Consider the following 19,646-nt stretch of genomic DNA (forward strand, 5'->3'; position numbering starts at 1 on the left):
AACAACGATCCATGTCTTTGGAGACAAACGATGCAGTTCCTCAGCACTCCCACACGCAACCTGTTCTTCACGGGCAAAGGCGGCGTCGGCAAAACTTCGATGGCCTGTGCGACCGCGGTCCAATTGGCGGATCGCGGATTGCGAGTTTTGTTGGTATCGACCGACCCAGCATCGAACCTGGATGAAGTGCTTGGCACGCCGTTGTCGAACGATCCGACTGCGATTGAGTCCGTGCCGAACTTAATGGCGATGAACATCGATCCCGAAGCGGCGGCCCGCGAATATCGCGAACGGATGGTCGGTCCGTATCGTGGCGTGTTGCCGGATGCGGCCGTTGCCAGCATGGAGGAACAGTTTTCGGGTTCTTGCACGCTGGAAATCGCAGCCTTCGATGAATTCGCAAAGTTGTTGGGCGACAAACAGGCGACCAGCCAGTTTGACCACGTGATCTTCGACACGGCTCCCACCGGTCATACGTTGCGATTGCTGACGTTGCCATCGGCATGGTCTGGATTCATGGACGACAACACTTCGGGAACGTCTTGCCTAGGACCGCTTGCGGGTCTGCAGGCACAACAGGCGATCTACAAGCAAACGGTCCTTGCACTTGGCGACGCCGCGGTGACGACGTTGGTGCTGGTGACGCGACCAGAACCATCTGCGTTTCGCGAAGCCCAGCGGACCAGTCAAGAACTGCGCACCCTTGGCGTCGACAATCAACACTTGATTATCAACGGAGTCTTCAAGAGCCAGACGCCAAGCGATGCGATCTCGGTCGCCATGCAGAGCCGAGGCGACGAAGCCGTGGCAGGCATGCCCACGGAGATTAGTGAACTGCCACGAACCACGATCCCGTTGGCGAGCGCTGGATTGATGGGCGTTGATTCACTGCGCCAGGTCGGGCAAGCGTCGCAGGAGACCAACGAAGTTCCGGTCAATGTCGTGGATGTGGATTCCTACCCAGCCGGACTCGGTTCGTTGATCGACGAACTAGCGGCCGTCGGCCACGGCGTCATCCTGGCGATGGGCAAGGGCGGCGTCGGCAAAACGACTGTCGCCGCGGCGGTTGCCGTCGCGTTGGCCGAGCGTGGTTTGGACGTGCATCTATCGACGACGGATCCGGCGGCTCACATCGCTGCCACGATCGCAGCGGACGAAATCGCCGGCCTGACAGTAGGCCGCATCGACCCGGCCCAGGAAACGGCCGACTACACCAGCGAAGTGCTTCAGAACGCGGGACGTGATCTGGATGCCGAAGGCAGAGCGTTGTTAGAGGAAGATTTGCGTTCGCCGTGCACCGAAGAAATCGCGGTGTTCCGTGCTTTCGCCAAAGCGGTGTCCGAGGGCAAGGATCGATTTGTCGTTTTGGATACCGCACCGACCGGGCACACGGTTCTGTTGCTCGATTCGGCGCTGGCCTATCACCGTGAAGTGTCGCGGCAATCCCAACAGATCACCGAGTCGGTGCAGGAATTGTTGCCACGACTGCGTGACCCGAATTTCACACGGGTGTTGGTCGTGACGCTTCCCGAGGCAACGCCGGTCCACGAAGCGGCCAAGTTACAAGAGGATCTGCGACGAGCAGAGATTGAACCATTCGCATGGGTCATCAACCAGAGCCTGGTGCCACTGGACGTCACCGATCCGACACTGCGGCGTCGTCAACAACACGAACTGCCGTTTATCGACGAAGTGAAATCCACACTTGCCAAACGCGTCGCACTGGTCCCTTGGCAAAGTGAACCGCCGACCGGACGAACGCAACTTCAAAAGTTGACGCAACAGACCGCCACCGAAAGATGAACCTGCGGGGTTGTCCGGCCTCTGTCAGTTGTGCCCGATCGAAACCATTGCATAGGTCAAAATTTGCCGCTCGAAGCGATCCTGAATGTTAATTGAGGGCAATAGTTAGGCCTATGACCTTGGGCAAGACATTCACGACTGCACGGAAGAGTAAAATGGGGCAATATTTACCTGGCACACGTTTCGTAAGAAATCGATTTCAGCGAGGTATGCTGCTGGCTAACAATCGCAAACGCCTCCTGTTGGCTGCCATGATTGTTGGAACCGCAGTCCCCAGCGTTGCCAATGCCCAGTCACCCACAGGTGGCAACATTGTCGCTGGTGCGGGCGTGATCGATAACAGCATTGCGAATCTGACCAATATCACCACGACGACGGATCGCGCCGTCATCAACTGGTCGGACTTTTCCGTTGGGCAAGGTCACACGGTTAACTTCGATCAGATCCATTCCAATTCAGCGGTCTTGAACAAGGTCGTCTCCGGCGCCCCTCAGTCGCTGATCAACGGTGCGATCACTTCCAACGGGAACGTCTTCGTGTCGAACGCCAGTGGCGTGGTGATCGGATCCACCGGCACGATCAACACGAACGGTTTCACCGCGACGACGTTGGACATTTCCAACGAACGTTTCATGAGCGGAAATCTGTCGTTTTCGGGCAGTTCGTCGGCCGCCATCACGAACAACGGATTGATCTCTACCGGCGCTGGTGGAGCCCACCTGATCGCATCGCAGGTTTTCAACAACGGAACCATCGAATCGACCGGCACCATCAACTTGGCGACTGGCGGTCGTCTGAAGATGGCTGGCGGCACCTACATCCAAGCCGACCTCGATACGATCAAGGGCGGGATCGCCGCGGGTGCATCCCTGATCGGCAACAGTGGCACGATCCGAGCGATCGGCGGCCTGAATGTGGGCGGCGAAGTCTATCTAGTCAATCCGAACGGTCGAATCGTCAACGACGCAACCATCACCGCGGCACTGACGAATCCCAGCGGTTCGCAAACCGGTGGCAAGGTTGAAATGCTGGCTTCCACCGAAGCGATCCTGAACCAGGGCACCATTGACGTCAGCGGCACGACCGGCGGACGAGTCGTCGTGACAGGCGAAACCGTTACCTTGGAAGCATCGACGATTGACGCATCCGGCGAACTGGCCGGCGGTGACGTCCGAATCGGCGGCGGCTGGAAAGGGCAAGACGCGGAAATTGCCAATGCAAATCAGACGTCCGTTTCCGCCGACACGGTGATCAGCGCCGACGCCACGGTTCGCGGTGACGCCGGCACGGTCGTGGTATGGGCCGATGGCAACACCGAGTTTTCTGGCCAAATCAACGCCAGGGCGCTGGGGCAAGGCAATGGCGGAAACGCCGAAGTATCCGGGAAAGACCACCTGACCTTCACCGGCAACGCGGACCTGCGATCGGCCAGTGGCCAGTACGGGAACTTGCTGCTGGATCCATCGACCTTCACGATCGATGCGGGGAACGAAGACGCGATTCGAGCCCAGTGGGGATCCAGCGCGTTGACCATCGAAGCGGACAACCTAATCGAAGTCCTATCGGATCTGTTCCCCACCGTATCGTCCGGCGGTGATGAGAAGACGTACGCAGACGGATCCAAAACCGCGCTGACGCTACGCGAGGCCAGCAGCGGCGACGGTGCGGTGAACATCAACATCGCGGCCGAGATCCGTGATTCCCGACAAGGATCCGCTGCGGTCGAATTCAATGCCGGAACCGGCACGTTCACGGTGACCGAAGACGGACGCATCAGCAGTTCGCTGGGCGGGGCTTCAGACGTCACGGTGACCGCCGGCGAAGTCGATGTTGCCGGTGCTAGTTCGATCGACAAGTTGATCGCGACCGGTGACGCAACGGTCGGTTTGGGGACCGGAGCGACCGGCCAACTGAACCTCAGCGATGACGACCTTGCCCATCTATCGGTTGGCGAAATTCAGGCCAGCGACGTCGATATCGAAATGGGCGAATCGGCCAGTGCGATCTCGTCGCTTCACATCGACGCCGACACAGTCAACATCGACCGCTTTGCCGGACGATCGCTGTCGATCAGTTCAGACGACCTGACCATCACCGGTCCGGTTGCGGGCAGTGGGACCTTTCAATTCAACGGCAAGTCCAGCAAGACCATCGGGCTAGGCAGTGCAGCCGGCGATCTGCAATTTTCCAAATCCATCTTGGAAGGAATCACCGGTTTTTGGACCTTTGATATCGGCACCGCTACCGGCCCCGGAAGCGACATCGCGATCGACGACGCAGCATTGAACTTCAATTCAGTCACGCTGCGAGGTTCATCGATTGATATCGACACACTGGAAATCGGAATCAACCTAAAACTGGTCACCGACTTCCTGAACGTGCAGAATCAAATCGTCAAAGCATCCGACAGCGGGACGCTGACTTTCGACACGATGACCAGTTCGCAGAGCATTGGCCTGGGCGATGCAACGGTGGGTGGTTTCAATGTCACCGCCGATGAGTTCGATTTCTTGGGGACCTACAATTACCTGTGGGTGACCGGCGGCAGCGGCGACGTCCGCGCCGACATGGACTTCACCGGCAAGTACGCGACCGGAATCACGATTGATGCGGTTAGCGGGAATGCCTTCATCGACGAAGTGACCACCGACTCTGGTTTCTTCAAGCTGACCAGCGGTGACATCTACGTCGCCAGTGCACTGACCGGTGACGCCGGGAACACGGATCTGCAGTTGTTCTCGGGGTCCAGCAGCATGGCAGTGGCTGCCGCGTCTGCGGGCGTCTGGAACCTGGACAGTAACGAATTCGACCGCATCACGAATTTCGAATCGGTGACATTCCAGAACACCAGCTCGTCGGGCCTGCTGGAAGTGGCCGGCGCCGATTTCGCCAATCCGGTCGACTTTGGCACGATCACGACGGGGGCGGTCAACTTGCTGAGCGACTGGCTGGTCATCAGTGACATCAAAGTTCCCGAAGCCCTTAGCATCTCCGTTTTCGGACCACTGGATATCAACGGTGCGGTCACAACCGAGAACAGCGATAGTTTCCTGACGATCAATGCGGGAAGAGTTTCCAGCACGAGCGGATCGCGAGCAACATCGGTTGGACTCGGCAGTGATTCCACCGGCGCCATTCACTTAAGTGATGCGGAAATCAACAACATCGTCGGGTTCGACACGATCGATGTCGATCACGTTTCGGCATCGACACCCGGCACCACGACGATCAATGCCACGTTCGACAAGAATCTGAAGGTCAGTGGCAGTCGCTCGATCGATGTCACTTCGCTGACCACCACGGGCGGCAGCAACATTGACCTGGCCACCGCCTATCAGTCCGGTGGGACTGGCAATATCGGGACCGACAAGATTGACGTCACCAACATCAATGCCTCGGGCGACATCAAGCTGGACGCCGCTCAGGTCGAGATCAACGGTGTAGCGCAAACCACTCAGGGCGATGTTTTGGTCGACGCGACGCGGACCGCGATCGGCAACGGCACGCAAACCAGCGCCGTCAGTCTGGGCAGTGCAAACGGTTCGACGACCGTCAATACAGAAACCTTAACGATCGATGCCAGTGCCAGTGCATCGGCGCAGCTTGGATTCGCATTCACGGACACCACATCGGATGTCAACGGAGACATCGCGGTGAACGCGTCCGGCGACATCGTGTTGACTGGAAACGGTACGCACTTCGCAACCATCGGGCATGGCGATGCCCCCGGAAACGATGACACCGGAAAGTCGGTTGCTGGTGATGTGACGGTCTCGGGAAGCAAGAATGTCTCGATCACCAAGGGCCACATTGGTCACATGATCGATGCCGGCGGAACTTACGCATCCGGTAGCACCATGGTCTACGCTGGACTGTCGGATTTCAGTGAAGACAACCCCGATCGTGACGTCGATGACTTCCATCAACCCTACATAATGATTTCAGACGCCGAATCGGAATTCGTCAGTGCAGCATTTGCAGACGACGGGAAACTGGGTTTCTATGTACCGGACGTCTCGCAGTTTCACATTGATCCCGACGCATCGCTTAACGGCGGTCACGCGACCGGTTCGGTGCCGACCAACTATGGTGGTCCAAGCGATCCCAACAACGACTACGCTGGCGAATACGTCGGCGACGCGGGACAGAACTGGTCCATTTTCTCCGCGCCGATTGGTCTAGAAATTCAAATTGGTGATTCCGCATCGGTCTACGGAGCGGACATCATCGATTTTGCGGACGTGACCTTACTAGGTGACAATTCGAATCTGTTTGGTGCGACCACCGAAGCCGAATTGAACCTTGCTGCGGACTATGACGGACTGAGCGGCGAATCCGATGCCGGCACGACTGTCCTGCAAATCAAAACCGATGACCTGAAGAAAGGTTACTACGTCAAACGCATCTATCGTGAAGGCGAAACGTTCGGGTCGGGGCCCGGCACCACCATCAACACCGCCGGCACTCACACGATCACCCCCGCGGAATTGACGATTCAGATTGATAGTCAAACGAAGCAGTATGGCGATCTATTCACTTGGGACGGTACCGAATTCGACGCCACCGGACTCGTTAACGGGCAAACAATTGACACTCTGACATTGGGTTCCGATGGTGCTGCCGCGACGGCAAACGTGACCGGTGGTCCGTACAGTATCACGTCCACGGCGATCACCGGATCGGACTTCAAGTCATCGAACTACGACATCCATTATAGCGCCGGTGCGCTTTCGGTGACGCGTGCTCCGTTGACCGTCAACCTAAACCCAATCACGAAAGCCGTGGGCTTGGAAGCGAATTTGACGGGCAGAGAGTTTTCGATCATCGGATTGAAAAACAACGATCTGGTGGAAAGTATCACCCAGACAAGCGATGGGATCCCTGCTGAAGCCATCGTGGGCGTCTACGAGCTTCTTGGCAGCCATCCAATCGGATCGGTCTTCGATGCCACCAACTATGAGATCACGATTGCAGATTCGACTTTGACGGTACTATCCCCCACCAATAACACTGCACACGACGTCTGGTCACGAGCTGGCTTGGCGGCCGGTTCGGTCAACCAGCTGCTTGGCGGAGGCGTGGGATCGATCAACAGCAGTCAACAGGGCAGCACGTCGGTCGAACTATCGGATTCCGGTTTGGGCAGCGATGCCGATGCCCCCACATCACCCGAAGACTCGACCCGGTAAACCAAAGCGGAATCCAACTTTGCCGCGTGAATCCTGGCCCCAGGATTCAGCGCCGGCATAGCGAGGGTCCAACCGATCCCATTGATGCCAACCCACGGCACGATCAAGCAGTGAAGACAGTTGGTCGCGGCGCGGCCAACGGTGCATCCGCGGTCGCTGGCTACCGCGTTTTCGAAAACTTTAGCGAAAACAACGCTTTGTTCGAGTTCAGCGACTGTGCCGGACGTTCATGTTGATCCCATTGTATGTCTGAGTGTGGTTATCGGGATTCGAAGTTCATCCATAGCGGATGCAGAGAACGGTGGTCGATCTAAACCTATTCAGGCTATGGATGGTCTGACAAGTCTTGGAACGACCAGCATTTTCGCAAATGCTGGCCGATGCCAAGGAAGACAAACGCTGAATAATTTCAACAGCGTTTTACGTCCTACTTTGAGACGCCCCGGTACCGCGGACGATGGCCAATGCTGTCGCACTTCGTGGTGGTCGTGGCGTCGGCGAGTAGGAAGGGGCAGATTTGGGGCAACAGGATGATGGATCGTCGTTTTCTAGTGGCAGTCGCCTTGGCTGCGATGGCACAGTTGGTATTTACCGAGCTTGCCCATTCGCAAAACTTTGAGCGATACCAACCGAAACTCTTTGGCCCGTTGAACGATCGTAAAATCGATCTCGACGCGACCTCAACGCCTGACGACGATACGCCCAGCAGCGATGTGGTGTTGGTCGATGCGCTCGAAGCGGTCATCATTCTGGATCACCCAGATGCGGTCGATCCACATGAATCCCACTCGGAACTGCAGGGAATTCACTCGCGGATCGGTTCCGCTTCCTCGTTGGCGAACTCGACCGCCGTCCACCGATCGATTCACTTGCACCTTGGCAAAGCGATCACGCTTCGCAATCTAAACCAGCTTACCCGTGACATCATTGGCATCTATGAAAAATCGGGTCAGCCGATTGTGGATGTGCAAATCCCGGAGCAAAAAATCACCGGCGGGACGGTTCAAATCGTCATCGTCGAATCTCGGATCCATACGCTTCGTGTGACCGGGACAACGTGGGTCGACCCCTGTTTGCTGCGACAACAGATCACGCATACCCGTGTTGGTGGACGAATCTATGAACAGTGCCTCGCCGAAGACCTGTATTGGCTGAACCGAAACCCATTCCGATCCGTGGGCTTGGACATCCAACCGGGCGGCCTTGACGGCACGACCGACCTGACATTCGAAGTGGACGATGTCTTCCCGCTTCGCGGCTATCTGGGATACGAGGACACCGGCGTTGAAACGCTTGGGCTGGAACGGCTGTATGCCGGCTTGGTGATGGGGAACCCGTTCGGGCAAGACGGCGTCCTGGGGTATCAATTCACGACCGACGCGGCCATTTCACAACTGAAAGCGCACGCACTTAGCTATAGCGTTGACGTTGACCGCAAACATTCAGCGTTCCTGTTCGGAAGTTGGGCCACGGCGTCGCCAACGCTGCCGGCGCCCCTGACTCAGGACGGCGAAGCCTGGCAACTCGGCACCCGATTGTTTCACTACCGAACACGTACTGCCAATGAAGAAAACGCGTTCTTCGTCGGAGCCGACTTCAAATCGTCCAACACATCTGTCGAATTTGGTGTCGTCAACGCGGCCCAATCCGACGCCGACCTGTTGCAACTGAACTTCGGTTACAACGCATTCAAACGGGTTGCCAACGGGGACTACGTTCGCTGGAACACCGATATCAACGTCAGCCCCGGGAATGGGTTCACGTCTCGAAACAACGCGACAGCCTTCAGTACACTTCGTCAGGACACCGCCCCCGGATACGTGTACGGCCGATCGGCGATCGACCTGCGACGCCAAGTAGGATGCCGCTACGAACTGCTGTCCCGGGCAGTGGGTCAAGTCACATCGGATCGTCTTTTGTACAGCGAAACGCTCGGATTTGGTGGCTACGATTCCGTCCGCGGTTACGACCAACGTGTTGCCAATGGCGATAACGGATGGTTGAGCAGTTTTGAATTTGGCCCGCAACCAACGGTCTACGACAGCGGGAAATCCATGCGGACGCTGAAGTACTATGCGTTTTCGGATATGGGGCAAGCCTTCATTGTCGATCCGCAAGTTGGTGAACAGAGAGAGCAGTACCTTGCCAGTGTCGGGGTTGGCCTTCGCTTTGCGATCGCCGATCGACTTGCTGTCCGATTGGATTACGGCCAGGGGCTCAGTGACGTGGTGGACGCCCCCGCAGGCGGTCGAGTTCACGTAGGAATTGTTTCCTTCGTCGGTCCGACACCCAAACGGCGATAAAACATCCGCCGCTACACAAGTGGTGACTTGCACACGATGTGGCTTGCACACCATGCGACTTGCAGCTCGTAAGTCGCAGCTCGGAAGTCACAGCTCGGAAGTCACAGCTCGGAAGTCACAGTTCGGAGATCGCAGGGGCGGAACGGAATCGTCCGTGATCCAGGCCGATGGACAACCAATGGATCCGTGCTGAAAGCGGATCCGGATGCCTTAGGTCGAACGGGTTCCCGTATCCACGCCCCGCGGACGGACTGAGACGATGGGGCATCGTTTGCACGTTTGGTGACGCCCCAAAAAGCAAGCGATGCCAGCGCCCGCCATCACCCCCCCCGGAAGCCCTATCCAGGCCGCTGGGCTTCTGTGTTGAATGGGCATGGCGAGGCCTTTCTTTGCCCGCCTGAAGCGTGACGCGTGACAATGGCGGCGACCGTGCGGTGGCCCCTGCAACAGCAGAGTCCCCCGTCCGCCGCGGCCACGGGATCACACCGCCGATCTGCCTGCGGGGATCACACCGCAGTTCTTGCGGCCGACCCAGCGAGCGTTTCTATAGTCGGGCTATCCCGGCCCCGTTCGCGACGGTGCATCACGTTTTGTCGGTTGGGATTGCGATAGGGCAAGTTCCGACTTTGGCGATCGCAACGGTTGGCGGGTCGAAGATAGGCGAGGATTGGCCCCACCGGCTAGCCGATCGTCATTCAAACGTCGGTGGGGGGATGCATTTCAACCTGCGGTTTGCCGTGCCGCACGAATCCACACAGTGGCTGACGGCGCCGGATAAGGACCATCGGGATGGGATGCCACAACGCGGCGAATGGCGACCGAAAGACCGCTGCGAACACCCGAAGAGAAACAACGCCCCCTTAAGCCGACGCACCACTGTGGCTTCCCGGGGGCAAACAAAATTCGGTTCACCATCCCTAGCAGTTCTTGGGGGGACCCCGAAGGAGGGAAATGGGAAGACAGTCCCATCAGGGACACCAAACGCATCCTACGTTTTAACGGGGCCGGGCAAACTATGCCCGCCAACATGATTCAAATGATTTGGGGGCAAGTCATGAAGGAAGGGAGTTCGTATGCACCGAATACCGGCTGCACATCCAGTGATCCATCCAAAGAAGCGCGAAAACCAGCCGAGGGGCACTCGACTTCGTTGACTCGCATTTATGCCAGAGTCGACCGGATCTTCTGCGCCATTACCGCAGTTCAGACGACGATCATCTTCGCCGTGGCGATGATTGTTCCGCCTAGCAGGTGGCTGGAATCCGATGGGCTAGTGGGGCTAAGCATTTGGCTGTCACTGACGCTCGGCACTCTGGTTTGTGTCATTCCATCGGCACTGACATTCCGATTCGCTGGTCAACCCATCGTGCGACATTCGTTCGCTGTTGCACAGGTCGCATGGTCGGCGATCCTGATCCATCTGTGTGGTGGCATAGCCGCCGTTCAGCTTTGCATCTTGGTATCGCTGGCGTTGCTGTCTCTGTACCGCGATGTGCGAGTCCTATTGACCGCCAGTTTCATCTCAGGCGCCGACTATCTGATCCGCAGCAATCTATGGCCTCAATCACTTTACGGTGATCGCGTCATGCTGCCCTATGAATGGCTAGAGCATCTGAACTGGTTGATCCTGACGACCGGCTTCTTCGCGTTGACGAGCCACCGCAGCCATCAAGATGTGCAAAAGCTGTGCAAGGCCGAACAGAGTTTGGACACGGCCCGAACCGAATTAGCCAGTCGGGACAAAGTCGAGGACGAGCGTCAGAAAGCAGCCGCAGAAAAGGAGACTGCGATATGCGAAAACGCTTTGAACTCTGCCTTCGCCGGTTCCTTGACAACCGACCCCGATGCGCTGCAAGCGATCACCGCCATGTTGAAACGAATCAGTTTCTCTATCAACCTGCTTCACGAAAAGGCAGCGAAGAGCCGCGTGACCACGCTCGTGAAAGCCTCGCGAACCCTGAACGACCGAAAAGAGGACCTGGCGGACTACCTGACGAAAGATAGTCGCGGAACGCACTTCCCAAGCATGCTAGCGGAGCTGACGCAAAAGTTGTCTAGCGAACGCGACGATCACCAACGAGAACTGCAGACGATCCAAAAAACCGTCCAGACCCTCAGCCAGTTAATCGGCAACGCAGTGACACCCAACGAAAAGTTCGAGTCATGCGAAAAGTGAGGTCTCATCAGATCGAACAATCCGCGGATCCAAACGGATGCGTGCTGGCAACGCTGTCGATGCAAGATCGATACGCCAAATGGTGCCATCAGGTGACGACGGCGTGGGGTGTGTTGGTGGTGTCGCTATTGCTGACCGGATTAGCATGGCATTTGACAAATCGCCACGTGGATCGACGCAAACGCGACCACTTCAATTTTCGCATCGCAGAAGTGCAAAGCAAGATCGAAGAACGCATGCTGCAGTACGAGCAGGTGCTTCGCGATGGCGCTGCCCTGTACACCGCCAGCGAAAAAGTCACCCGACAAGAGTGGCGTGACTACGTCCGGCTGTGCCAGATCCCAGAGTATTTCCCTGGCATCCAAGCCATGGCGGTGTCCATCGTTGTGCACCCGGACGACAAGCAATCGCACATCGATTCGGTCCGCGCCGAAGGATTCCCCCACTATCAATTGCATCCCGAAGGTGATCGGGACCTGTACTCTGCGATCCTATTCATCGAACCCTTTGATTGGCGAAACCAGCGTGCCTTTGGATACGACATGTATTCCGAAGCCGTTCGCCGCGAAGCGATGGACCGCGCCGCTAGATCCGGCGAACCGGCCGTATCCGGGAAGATCACACTGGTTCAGGAAACCGATCATGACGTGCAAGCCGGCGTTCTTTGCTACCTGCCGGTCTACGCCAATCGGCCGCTATCGGATGCCGAGGAACGACGAGAGGCACTTCGAGGCTGGGTTTACGCCGCGTTTCGGCTAGACGACCTGATGGCTGGCATCGTGGGCGACAACATCACGGACATCTCGTTCCAAATTTTTGACACCGCAGACATCTCGCAGACCCAAATCCTATTTGACAGTGAAGGTGCGGATCCAAAGTCCGCGAAAGATCTTTCCGGTGGATTCATCCAACGCAAGATCGTCCCGGTATCAGGACGCGATTGGACGATCCAGTTCGCAGCCACGTCCGGTTCCTTTGCCTCTGTTGATCCATTTCTCAGTCCTTCGGTTGCGATCGCTGGACTGCTGATCGACATCCTGCTGTTTCTGGTGATCTCGTCGATCGGCCGCCAACGTTCGACGGCCCTCCGATTGGCCGAACAAATGACCAGGGAATTCAAAGAGAGCGAATCGTGCACACGTTCGATCCTAGAAAACGCATCTGACGCAATCTTGTTGGTCGCGATGGACGGGAAGATCGCGATTGCGAATGAAGCCGCCAATCGCATTTTCCAACCCGAGCAATCTTCGGTCGGGGCCAACCCGCTGACGGAATCTTCATTCGACGACTATTTGGACAAGCAGACGTTTGCCGAGATCATTCATACCGCGACATCCAGCGATGGTTTCGCCAACGGCTGCGAGGACGGAATCCTGGCTCGCTGCCGACGTCACGACGGCACAACATTCCGATGTCGCATGTCGATTGGCGCCGTCGATGGTGACGATGGCTACATCGTGATCGCAAGAGACGAAACCGCTCGGCTGGCATTCGAAAAAGAACTCGCCGAAACCAATCGCCAACTGGTCAGCGCGTCCCACAAGGCCGGCATGGCCGAAGTGGCTACAGGTGCCCTTCACAACGTGGGGAACTCCCTGAACGGTGTCAGTACTTCATCAAGCTTGATCGAAGCGATGCTAGACGACAGCCCCATTTCTAGCCTGTCCAAAGCGGTCACCATGATCAATCAAAATCGCGACAACCTGGGACATTATCTAGTCCACGACAAACAAGGGAAGCATTTCGCCGCGTATCTGACTCAGGTGACCGCAGCCTTGGTCGACCAGAAGGAAAAGTTGGCCGAAGAAAACAGCCAACTCGGCGACCATGTTCGTCACATCAATCAGATCATTCGATCCCAGCAGGACCAAGCATCGTCGGCGGTTGTCGTGACGGAAGAATCGGTATCCGAACTGATGACCCAAGCGGCGTTGGTGAACTTTGGACGCCATCCCGATTACGACATTGTGATCGAACACAACTTCCAAACGCCCACGACGATCATGACCGATCGCAACAAAGTGTTGCAGGTGTTGGTCAACTTGGTTGCGAATGCGCAGGACGCCGTTCGTGATGTCATGGATACGGCCCGAACGGTATCCCTGTACGTGGAAGACCTCGACAACGAAGTGCGGTTCGTCGTCAGCGACAACGGGCCTGGAATCTCGGCAGTCGATCTGCCGAGAATTCGCGAATTCGGATTCACGACCAAAACCGATGGGCACGGATTTGGCCTGCATTCCTGCGCCATCGTGGCTGAGGAACTTCACGGCGACCTGCAGATCCAGAACAACGCCTCCGGAGTCGGAGCCCGGTTCACATTGATTCTTCCGTTGTCGAATCCGGATAGCGTGCCAAACCAAGGATCCAGATTGGTTCCCGTGATGGCCGTTGCCGACGTCCACTCGCCGGCAGTGGAACCAACCGTGGGAGCCGACAGATGATTTTTCCAGACACGGGTCACCGATATTCAATCTGTGCCACGATCGTCGTTTGCTGCGTTGTGTTGTTTGCACCATCACCGCTAAGGGCTGCGACACACGATCCAAACACGAACATCGTATTGGGCATGTCCACAGCGTTATCCGGGCCTGCGAGCGACTTGGGCATCAACATGAAGCTTGGCGTGGACTTGGCATTGAAAGACGTCAACCACCGCGGCGGCATAGGCGGCAAGCCGATCCGTTTGGTTGCGTTGGACGATGGCTACGAACCCGCCAGAACGATCATCAACATGCGGCAACTGATCGAAAAAGAAAATGTTCTCGGTGTGATCGGCAATGTGGGCACACCGACCGCGATCGCTGCGGTTCCGATTGCAAACGAAACTCGCACACCGTTTTTGGCAGCCTACTCTGGCGCCGGCGTTCTGCGACGCGATCCGCCCGACCGATATGTCGTCAACTATCGCGCCAGTTACGCAGAAGAAACCACCGCAATGGTCAATGCTTTGATCACGCAGGTTGGATTGAAGCCGACCGAGGTCGCGTTCTTTACTCAGCGCGACGGATATGGCGACGCCGGATTCATCGGTGGCATCCAGGCACTGAAGAAACATGGTCTTCAAAGTGAGAACCAAATCGTACACGGACGCTATGAACGCAACACACTAGCGGTTGAACTGGCGTTGGCCGAGATCATGCTGCACAAGGTACCGCCGAAAGCCATCATCATGGTCGGGGCATACGCCCCCTGCGCCCAGTTCATTCGATTGGCCAAATCGATGGACTATCACGGTCTGTTTCTGAACGTTTCATTTGTGGGGTCGCTGTCACTGGCACGCGAATTGGCGGAACAGTCCACCGGCGTGATCGTCACGCAGGTCGTTCCGCATCCGAATTCCGAATTGCCGATCGCCATCCGCTATCGGCAGGCGATGCAGCAGTTCGGTCCCCAACCTGCGGACTACAGTTTCGGGTCGCTGGAAGGTTTCATCGCCGCCCGCATCTTGATATCCGCGTTGCAATCGAAGCACTTTGACGGAGGCCGCGAAAGCGTCATTCGTTCGCTCGAATCGATGGGCGACTTCCCCATGGGGTTGCCCGAACCGCTTCGATTGACCACCACCGATCATCAAGCCAGCCATATGGTTTGGCCAACCGTATTGATCAACGGATCCGTGGTGCCGATCGAATGGTCGGATCTGTCCGGGGAGCGAACCCGTGAATAGATCCACCGCCAAGAAAGCCACCCAGTCGCCCCTGCAACGCACGGGCCTGGTTTGGTTATTGACCGCCGTCGGATTAAGCACCGTAGCAATCGTGCTGGCGGCCTCGTTCTGGTCGCTCGTTCGAATTCGCGCCGATCGTGTTGCCAGCGACAAATTGCTGGCCGAAGTATCCAGCATCGCCAATCGTGGCGATCGAGTTGTGGAACATTTCGGACGTAATTCGCTGCGACTATTGAATGACAACACCGCCAATCAGGGATTGGACCTTCAACAGCATCTGTCCTACCAAACGGATTCATGGTTGGACGCATCGATTGAAATTGACCAGCGCATCGCCGGCACGGTCGACGAACTGGTTTCATTCACCAACGAGATTCAGCTGCTGAATTTCAGCTGTCACCGGCTGGCAATCAAACGAGCTCGCATTCGCGGAATGCGATCCGCTGGAATTCGCGAATCCGAAGCAGCAATCCTGCATCTGCAAAGGATCCTAAGTTCCGCCGAGGGGACACGGATGCTGGAACTTGCCAAGGACTTTCAAATTTACAAACGACTAGACGGAAAGGCTGCACAGGAAGCGGCCCAACAGTTTCTAGAGATCTGGTCTACGCAATTCATTCAGTCGGAAGTTGGGCGAGACCTGGACGAATTGCTGCTGTTGCACCAACAACTGATTGCCGAAACCAACCGCGACGCACTGATTGATTTACGAGACAATCAGATCAAGCCTCGTTTCGATCGATTGCGGCGCATCTTCGAATCGCAATTACCGGAAACGGCGACGGCCGAAGTCGTTGCAATCGACTCGGATCGTTACGACGAGGCAACCACAGCCCCCGCCGCCGACCCGCGTCTGGATGCACTGCAACAACTGGAAACAGCGTTTCTAGGCGTTGGTTTCACGTATGACCGAGGACGACAATCCATCTTGATGGGACGCGGTGGGTTGTATCAGAGCTGCGCACAATGGTTAGAAGTCGAAGCGGAACGCGAACTGTTGAAGTCGAGCCGTGTCGAACACCTAAGCAGGTATGCCAAGGTCAAAGATCAACTGCTTCAGCGTTCCGCCAAAACAACCAGCGATTCGGCCCACCAAGCCACCGCACTGGTTGCGAAAGCGTCGATGACCATTCTTGTGATCGGCTTGCTTTCGGCCGTGGTGTTCTTGATCCTGGCCAAAATGATTGCCAAGACGATCTCGTCCCAACTGAACACGCTGTCGCAGCAGTCCATTGAACTCAAGGCCGCCAAGGCGGAAGCGGACAAACTTTCGCTGGTCGCAAAACACACATCCAACTCCGTCGTGATCACCGATTCGGCGTCTAGAATCGAATGGGTCAATGATGGATTCACTCGGATCACGGGGTACGCCCCCAAGGAAGTCATCGGTTTAGTGCCGGGACACTTCTTGCCGGGCGAAGACACCGATCCAAGGACCGTCGAACTGATCCGCGCTGCGATGTTAGAACGCAAAGGTTTCGACGTCGAACTGATCAACTATCACAAAGATGGAACGCCCTATTGGATTGCAACGGAAGTGCGTCCAATTCGCGACAGTGATGGATCGGTGATGAACTTCATTGCGATCGGATCCGACATTACCAGTCGAAAGACGGCAGACAGGGAACGCGAACTTCTGGCCAGCGAATTGCAGGCCAGCGCCCGCCAGGCCGGGATGGCCGAACTTGCCGGCGAAGTGCTCCATAACGTAGGAAACGCGTTGAACAGCATCAACGTATCGGCACAAACGCTGCGTGACCGATTTGATTCGCCCACCTGCGAACATCTAACGAAAGCATCCCAACTGATCTGTGATCACGAGGATCAACTCGCCGACTTCGTCACCCTTGACCCTCGCGGCAAACAGTTCCCGAACTTCTTTCGGCAACTGGCTTCGGTGGCAACATCCGATCGTCAATCGCAATTGGACGAAGTCCGCGAATTGATCGAAAAGATTGATCACGTAAAAGAGATCGTTGCATGCCAGCAAGCATTTTCCAACCAACGTTCACCTCGTGAACCCGCATCCCCCGTCACGGTCGCCGAACAGGCGATCAAAATGAATATCGCATCGTTGGGGTATCACGGCATTCGCTTGGAAAGAGACTTCGAATCCGGTTCGGATGTCTTGCTGGAAAAACACTCCATCATCCAAGTTCTGATGAACCTGATCAAAAATGCCAAGGAATCGGTAGTGGCCGCCGACATGGCCGATCCCTGCATCAAGGTTTCCATCCGACGCCGACCTCACGAAATCACTTTCATCGTGTCCGACAACGGCATGGGCATTGCCAAAGAAAACTTTGTGGAAGTCTTTCGTCACGGGTACACAACCAAAGAATCCGGACAGGGCTATGGACTGCATTCATCCGGCAACATGGCCCAAGACTTGGGCGGATCGCTATCGGCCGCTAGCGAAGGCGAGCGGCGCGGAGCCACTTTCACACTGACCGTTCCAACCATCGAGATCACATCATGTATCGCGTAGTCCTGCTGGCCGGTTCCGCGTTGCGATGGGGCGTCTGTGTGACGGTTGCGACGACTTGGTGGGCATCCGTTTCCAACTTGGAAAACAACCAACCCAATCGATCGCAGTTACAGCAATCCCATGAACGACGACCAGATCCAACGTCCGTCGATTTGGCATTCGCTAGCCAGCGGAGCCATCCCGCCGGCGCCGCATTCCAACCACTTCCACTGATTCGACAGTCACTGTAATGATTAGCAACGAAACCAAACCGCGGATTCTGATCATCGATGACAACCCATCGATTCACTTGGACTTCCGAAAGATCCTGGTCGCTGATACCGAATCCCAGAACCTTCTAGACGCGGCACTTGCGTTTTTCGGTGATGACGATGCACCGCAGGACGACGGGGGATACAAGCTGGACGTCGAATTGGACTCAGCACACCAGGGCGAAGAGGGCTATCAGAAGACGCTGGCGGCCGTCGAAGAGGGGCGTCCCTACACGCTTGCGTTCTGTGACATGCGGATGCCACCCGGCTGGGACGGACTGACCACGATTGAACACCTGTGGAAAGCAGACCCTCATTTGCAAGTCGTGATCTGCAGCGCTTACTCAGATTCCACCTGGTCGGAAATCACCAAACGTCTCGGTCGCTCGGATCGTCTTCTAATCCTAAAAAAGCCTTTCGACAACGCCGAGGTCATGCAGTTGGCGGTTGCGTTGATCGAAAAACGGCGATTGATCAGCCTAGCGTCGTTGAAGCGAGAGGAACTGGAACAACGGGTCGAAGAGCGAACCGTGCAGTTGAAAGAACGCGACCAAGCTTTACGCCAAAAGCGAAAACTTGAAGCGCTCGGATCGCTGGCTGGCGGAATTGCCCATGAATTCAATAACCTTTTGCAAGCCATCATGGGCTATACGAATTTCGCCATGGAAGACCTTTGCCAAGATGAACAGCCTTACGACGACTTGTCGCATGCCATGGAAGCAACCTCGCGAGCCACAGCGATCACGGCCGAACTACTGAAGTTCAGCCGCCAATCGCCTCCTGAAAAATCGATTCGACAAGCCAACGAAATCATCGACACGATGACCGTTCTGCTGAAGCCCCTGCTTTCGTCGCGGATCGAAATGAGTGTCGAAATGTGCGACGACCCCGGGTTCGTGTCGGTCGACTTGGATCAACTTTCCCAGGCCCTAATGAATCTATGCATCAACGCTCGGGATGCGATGGAAGACGGTGGCAAGCTATCGATCCAACTTTATCGTCAATCGAGTACCGACAAAACGGATTGTGCAAGGAGGCCCGGGTCATTGGAATGCGGGCCGAGCGATTTCGTGGTGATTGCTGTCACGGACAACGGCAGCGGAATGTCGGAAGATATCGTCGAAAGGATTTTCGAACCGTTCTATACGACCAAGGAAGTCGGAAAGGGCACCGGGTTGGGATTGTCGATGGTGTTTGGAACGTTGGAAGATCACGGCGGCTGCGTCACAGTGGAAAGCAGCGAAGGAAGCGGATCGACTTTCCGACTGTTCCTGCCGTTGGTCAGTGAACCAGTCGAAGATTCGCTTTGCCCGATCGCTAGCGACGAATCCGCTTGGACGGGCGGAACGGAAACGATTCTGTTGGCCGAAGACGATGCAATCGTCCGCCAAATCACCGCCCGAGTCCTGATCAGCGAAGGCTACACCGTGATCGAAGCGGTCGATGGTCAAGACGCGATTTCGAAGATCAACGAGAATCCGGATTCCATCCAGCTGGCGCTGTTAGACATCATCATGCCGCATCAAAGTGGCCATGACGTGGCTCGGCATCTGGCCGAAGTCAGTCCTGAAACCCCAGTGATTTTCTGTACCGGCTACGACGCTGCGTTGAATGACGACGCAGGGTCGGAACTTCAAACCTCCCAGCGGCTGATCCGCAAACCAATCTATCCATCAACTCTATTGCAGGAAGTACGCCGGATGCTTGATTCCCATCTGGCTTGTCTGACTCTTTGAGCTTTTCGAATGCTCTACAACGGCACGCAA

At 56.4% G+C, this 19,646-nt stretch carries 9 protein-coding genes; all 9 read left to right on the forward strand.

All coding sequences use genetic code 11. From position 1 onward, the window contains the following. The first annotated feature begins 30 nt into the window (after nt 1-30). The 9 genes from arsA to K227x_RS24830 all read left to right on the forward strand — a co-directional run bounded on the left by arsA (nt 31) and on the right by K227x_RS24830 (nt 19,616). Nucleotides 31-1,803, forward strand: coding sequence for an arsenical pump-driving ATPase (arsA, locus tag K227x_RS24790; RefSeq protein ID WP_145174300.1), 1,773 nt, complete (start codon nt 31-33; stop codon nt 1,801-1,803). A 209-nt stretch (nt 1,804-2,012) separates the two neighbouring features. Next, nucleotides 2,013-6,992 carry a beta strand repeat-containing protein gene (locus K227x_RS24795; RefSeq protein ID WP_218933505.1) on the forward strand — a complete coding sequence of 1,660 codons (4,980 nt, stop codon included), beginning with the start codon at nt 2,013-2,015 and terminating at the stop codon, nt 6,990-6,992. A gap of 530 nt (nt 6,993-7,522) precedes the next feature. Further along, complete coding sequence (locus K227x_RS24800) at nt 7,523-9,295, forward strand: ShlB/FhaC/HecB family hemolysin secretion/activation protein (RefSeq protein ID WP_218933506.1); 1,773 nt, start codon at nt 7,523-7,525, stop codon at nt 9,293-9,295. 1,027 nt (nt 9,296-10,322) lie between these two features. Further along, nucleotides 10,323-11,471 (forward strand): sensory transduction histidine kinase, encoded by a 1,149-nt coding sequence (locus K227x_RS24805; protein ID WP_218933507.1) that lies wholly within the window; start codon nt 10,323-10,325, stop codon nt 11,469-11,471. Then, nucleotides 11,459-13,915, forward strand: coding sequence for a CHASE domain-containing protein (locus tag K227x_RS24810; protein ID WP_145174313.1), 2,457 nt, complete (start codon nt 11,459-11,461; stop codon nt 13,913-13,915). Before K227x_RS24805 ends, K227x_RS24810 begins: the two co-directional genes overlap by 13 nt. Continuing rightward, nucleotides 13,912-15,141 (forward strand): ABC transporter substrate-binding protein, encoded by a 1,230-nt coding sequence (locus tag K227x_RS24815; protein WP_246146208.1) that lies wholly within the window; start codon nt 13,912-13,914, stop codon nt 15,139-15,141. Before K227x_RS24810 ends, K227x_RS24815 begins: the two co-directional genes overlap by 4 nt. Then, the gene (locus K227x_RS24820; protein ID WP_145174316.1) at nt 15,134-17,629 is read left to right on the forward strand and encodes a PAS domain-containing protein; all 2,496 of its coding nucleotides are present in this window, start codon (nt 15,134-15,136) and stop codon (nt 17,627-17,629) included. Before K227x_RS24815 ends, K227x_RS24820 begins: the two co-directional genes overlap by 8 nt. Further along, nucleotides 17,617-17,859, forward strand: coding sequence for a hypothetical protein (locus K227x_RS24825; RefSeq protein WP_145174319.1), 243 nt, complete (start codon nt 17,617-17,619; stop codon nt 17,857-17,859). Before K227x_RS24820 ends, K227x_RS24825 begins: the two co-directional genes overlap by 13 nt. Next, complete coding sequence (locus K227x_RS24830; protein ID WP_145174322.1) at nt 17,859-19,616, forward strand: response regulator; 1,758 nt, start codon at nt 17,859-17,861, stop codon at nt 19,614-19,616. The genes K227x_RS24825 and K227x_RS24830 overlap by 1 nt, the downstream gene beginning before the upstream one ends. The last annotated feature ends 30 nt before the right edge of the window (nt 19,617-19,646 follow it).

The sequence above is a fragment of the Rubripirellula lacrimiformis genome (genome assembly GCF_007741535.1).
In the GTDB taxonomy this organism is placed as follows: Bacteria; Planctomycetota; Planctomycetia; order Pirellulales; family Pirellulaceae; genus Rubripirellula; species Rubripirellula lacrimiformis.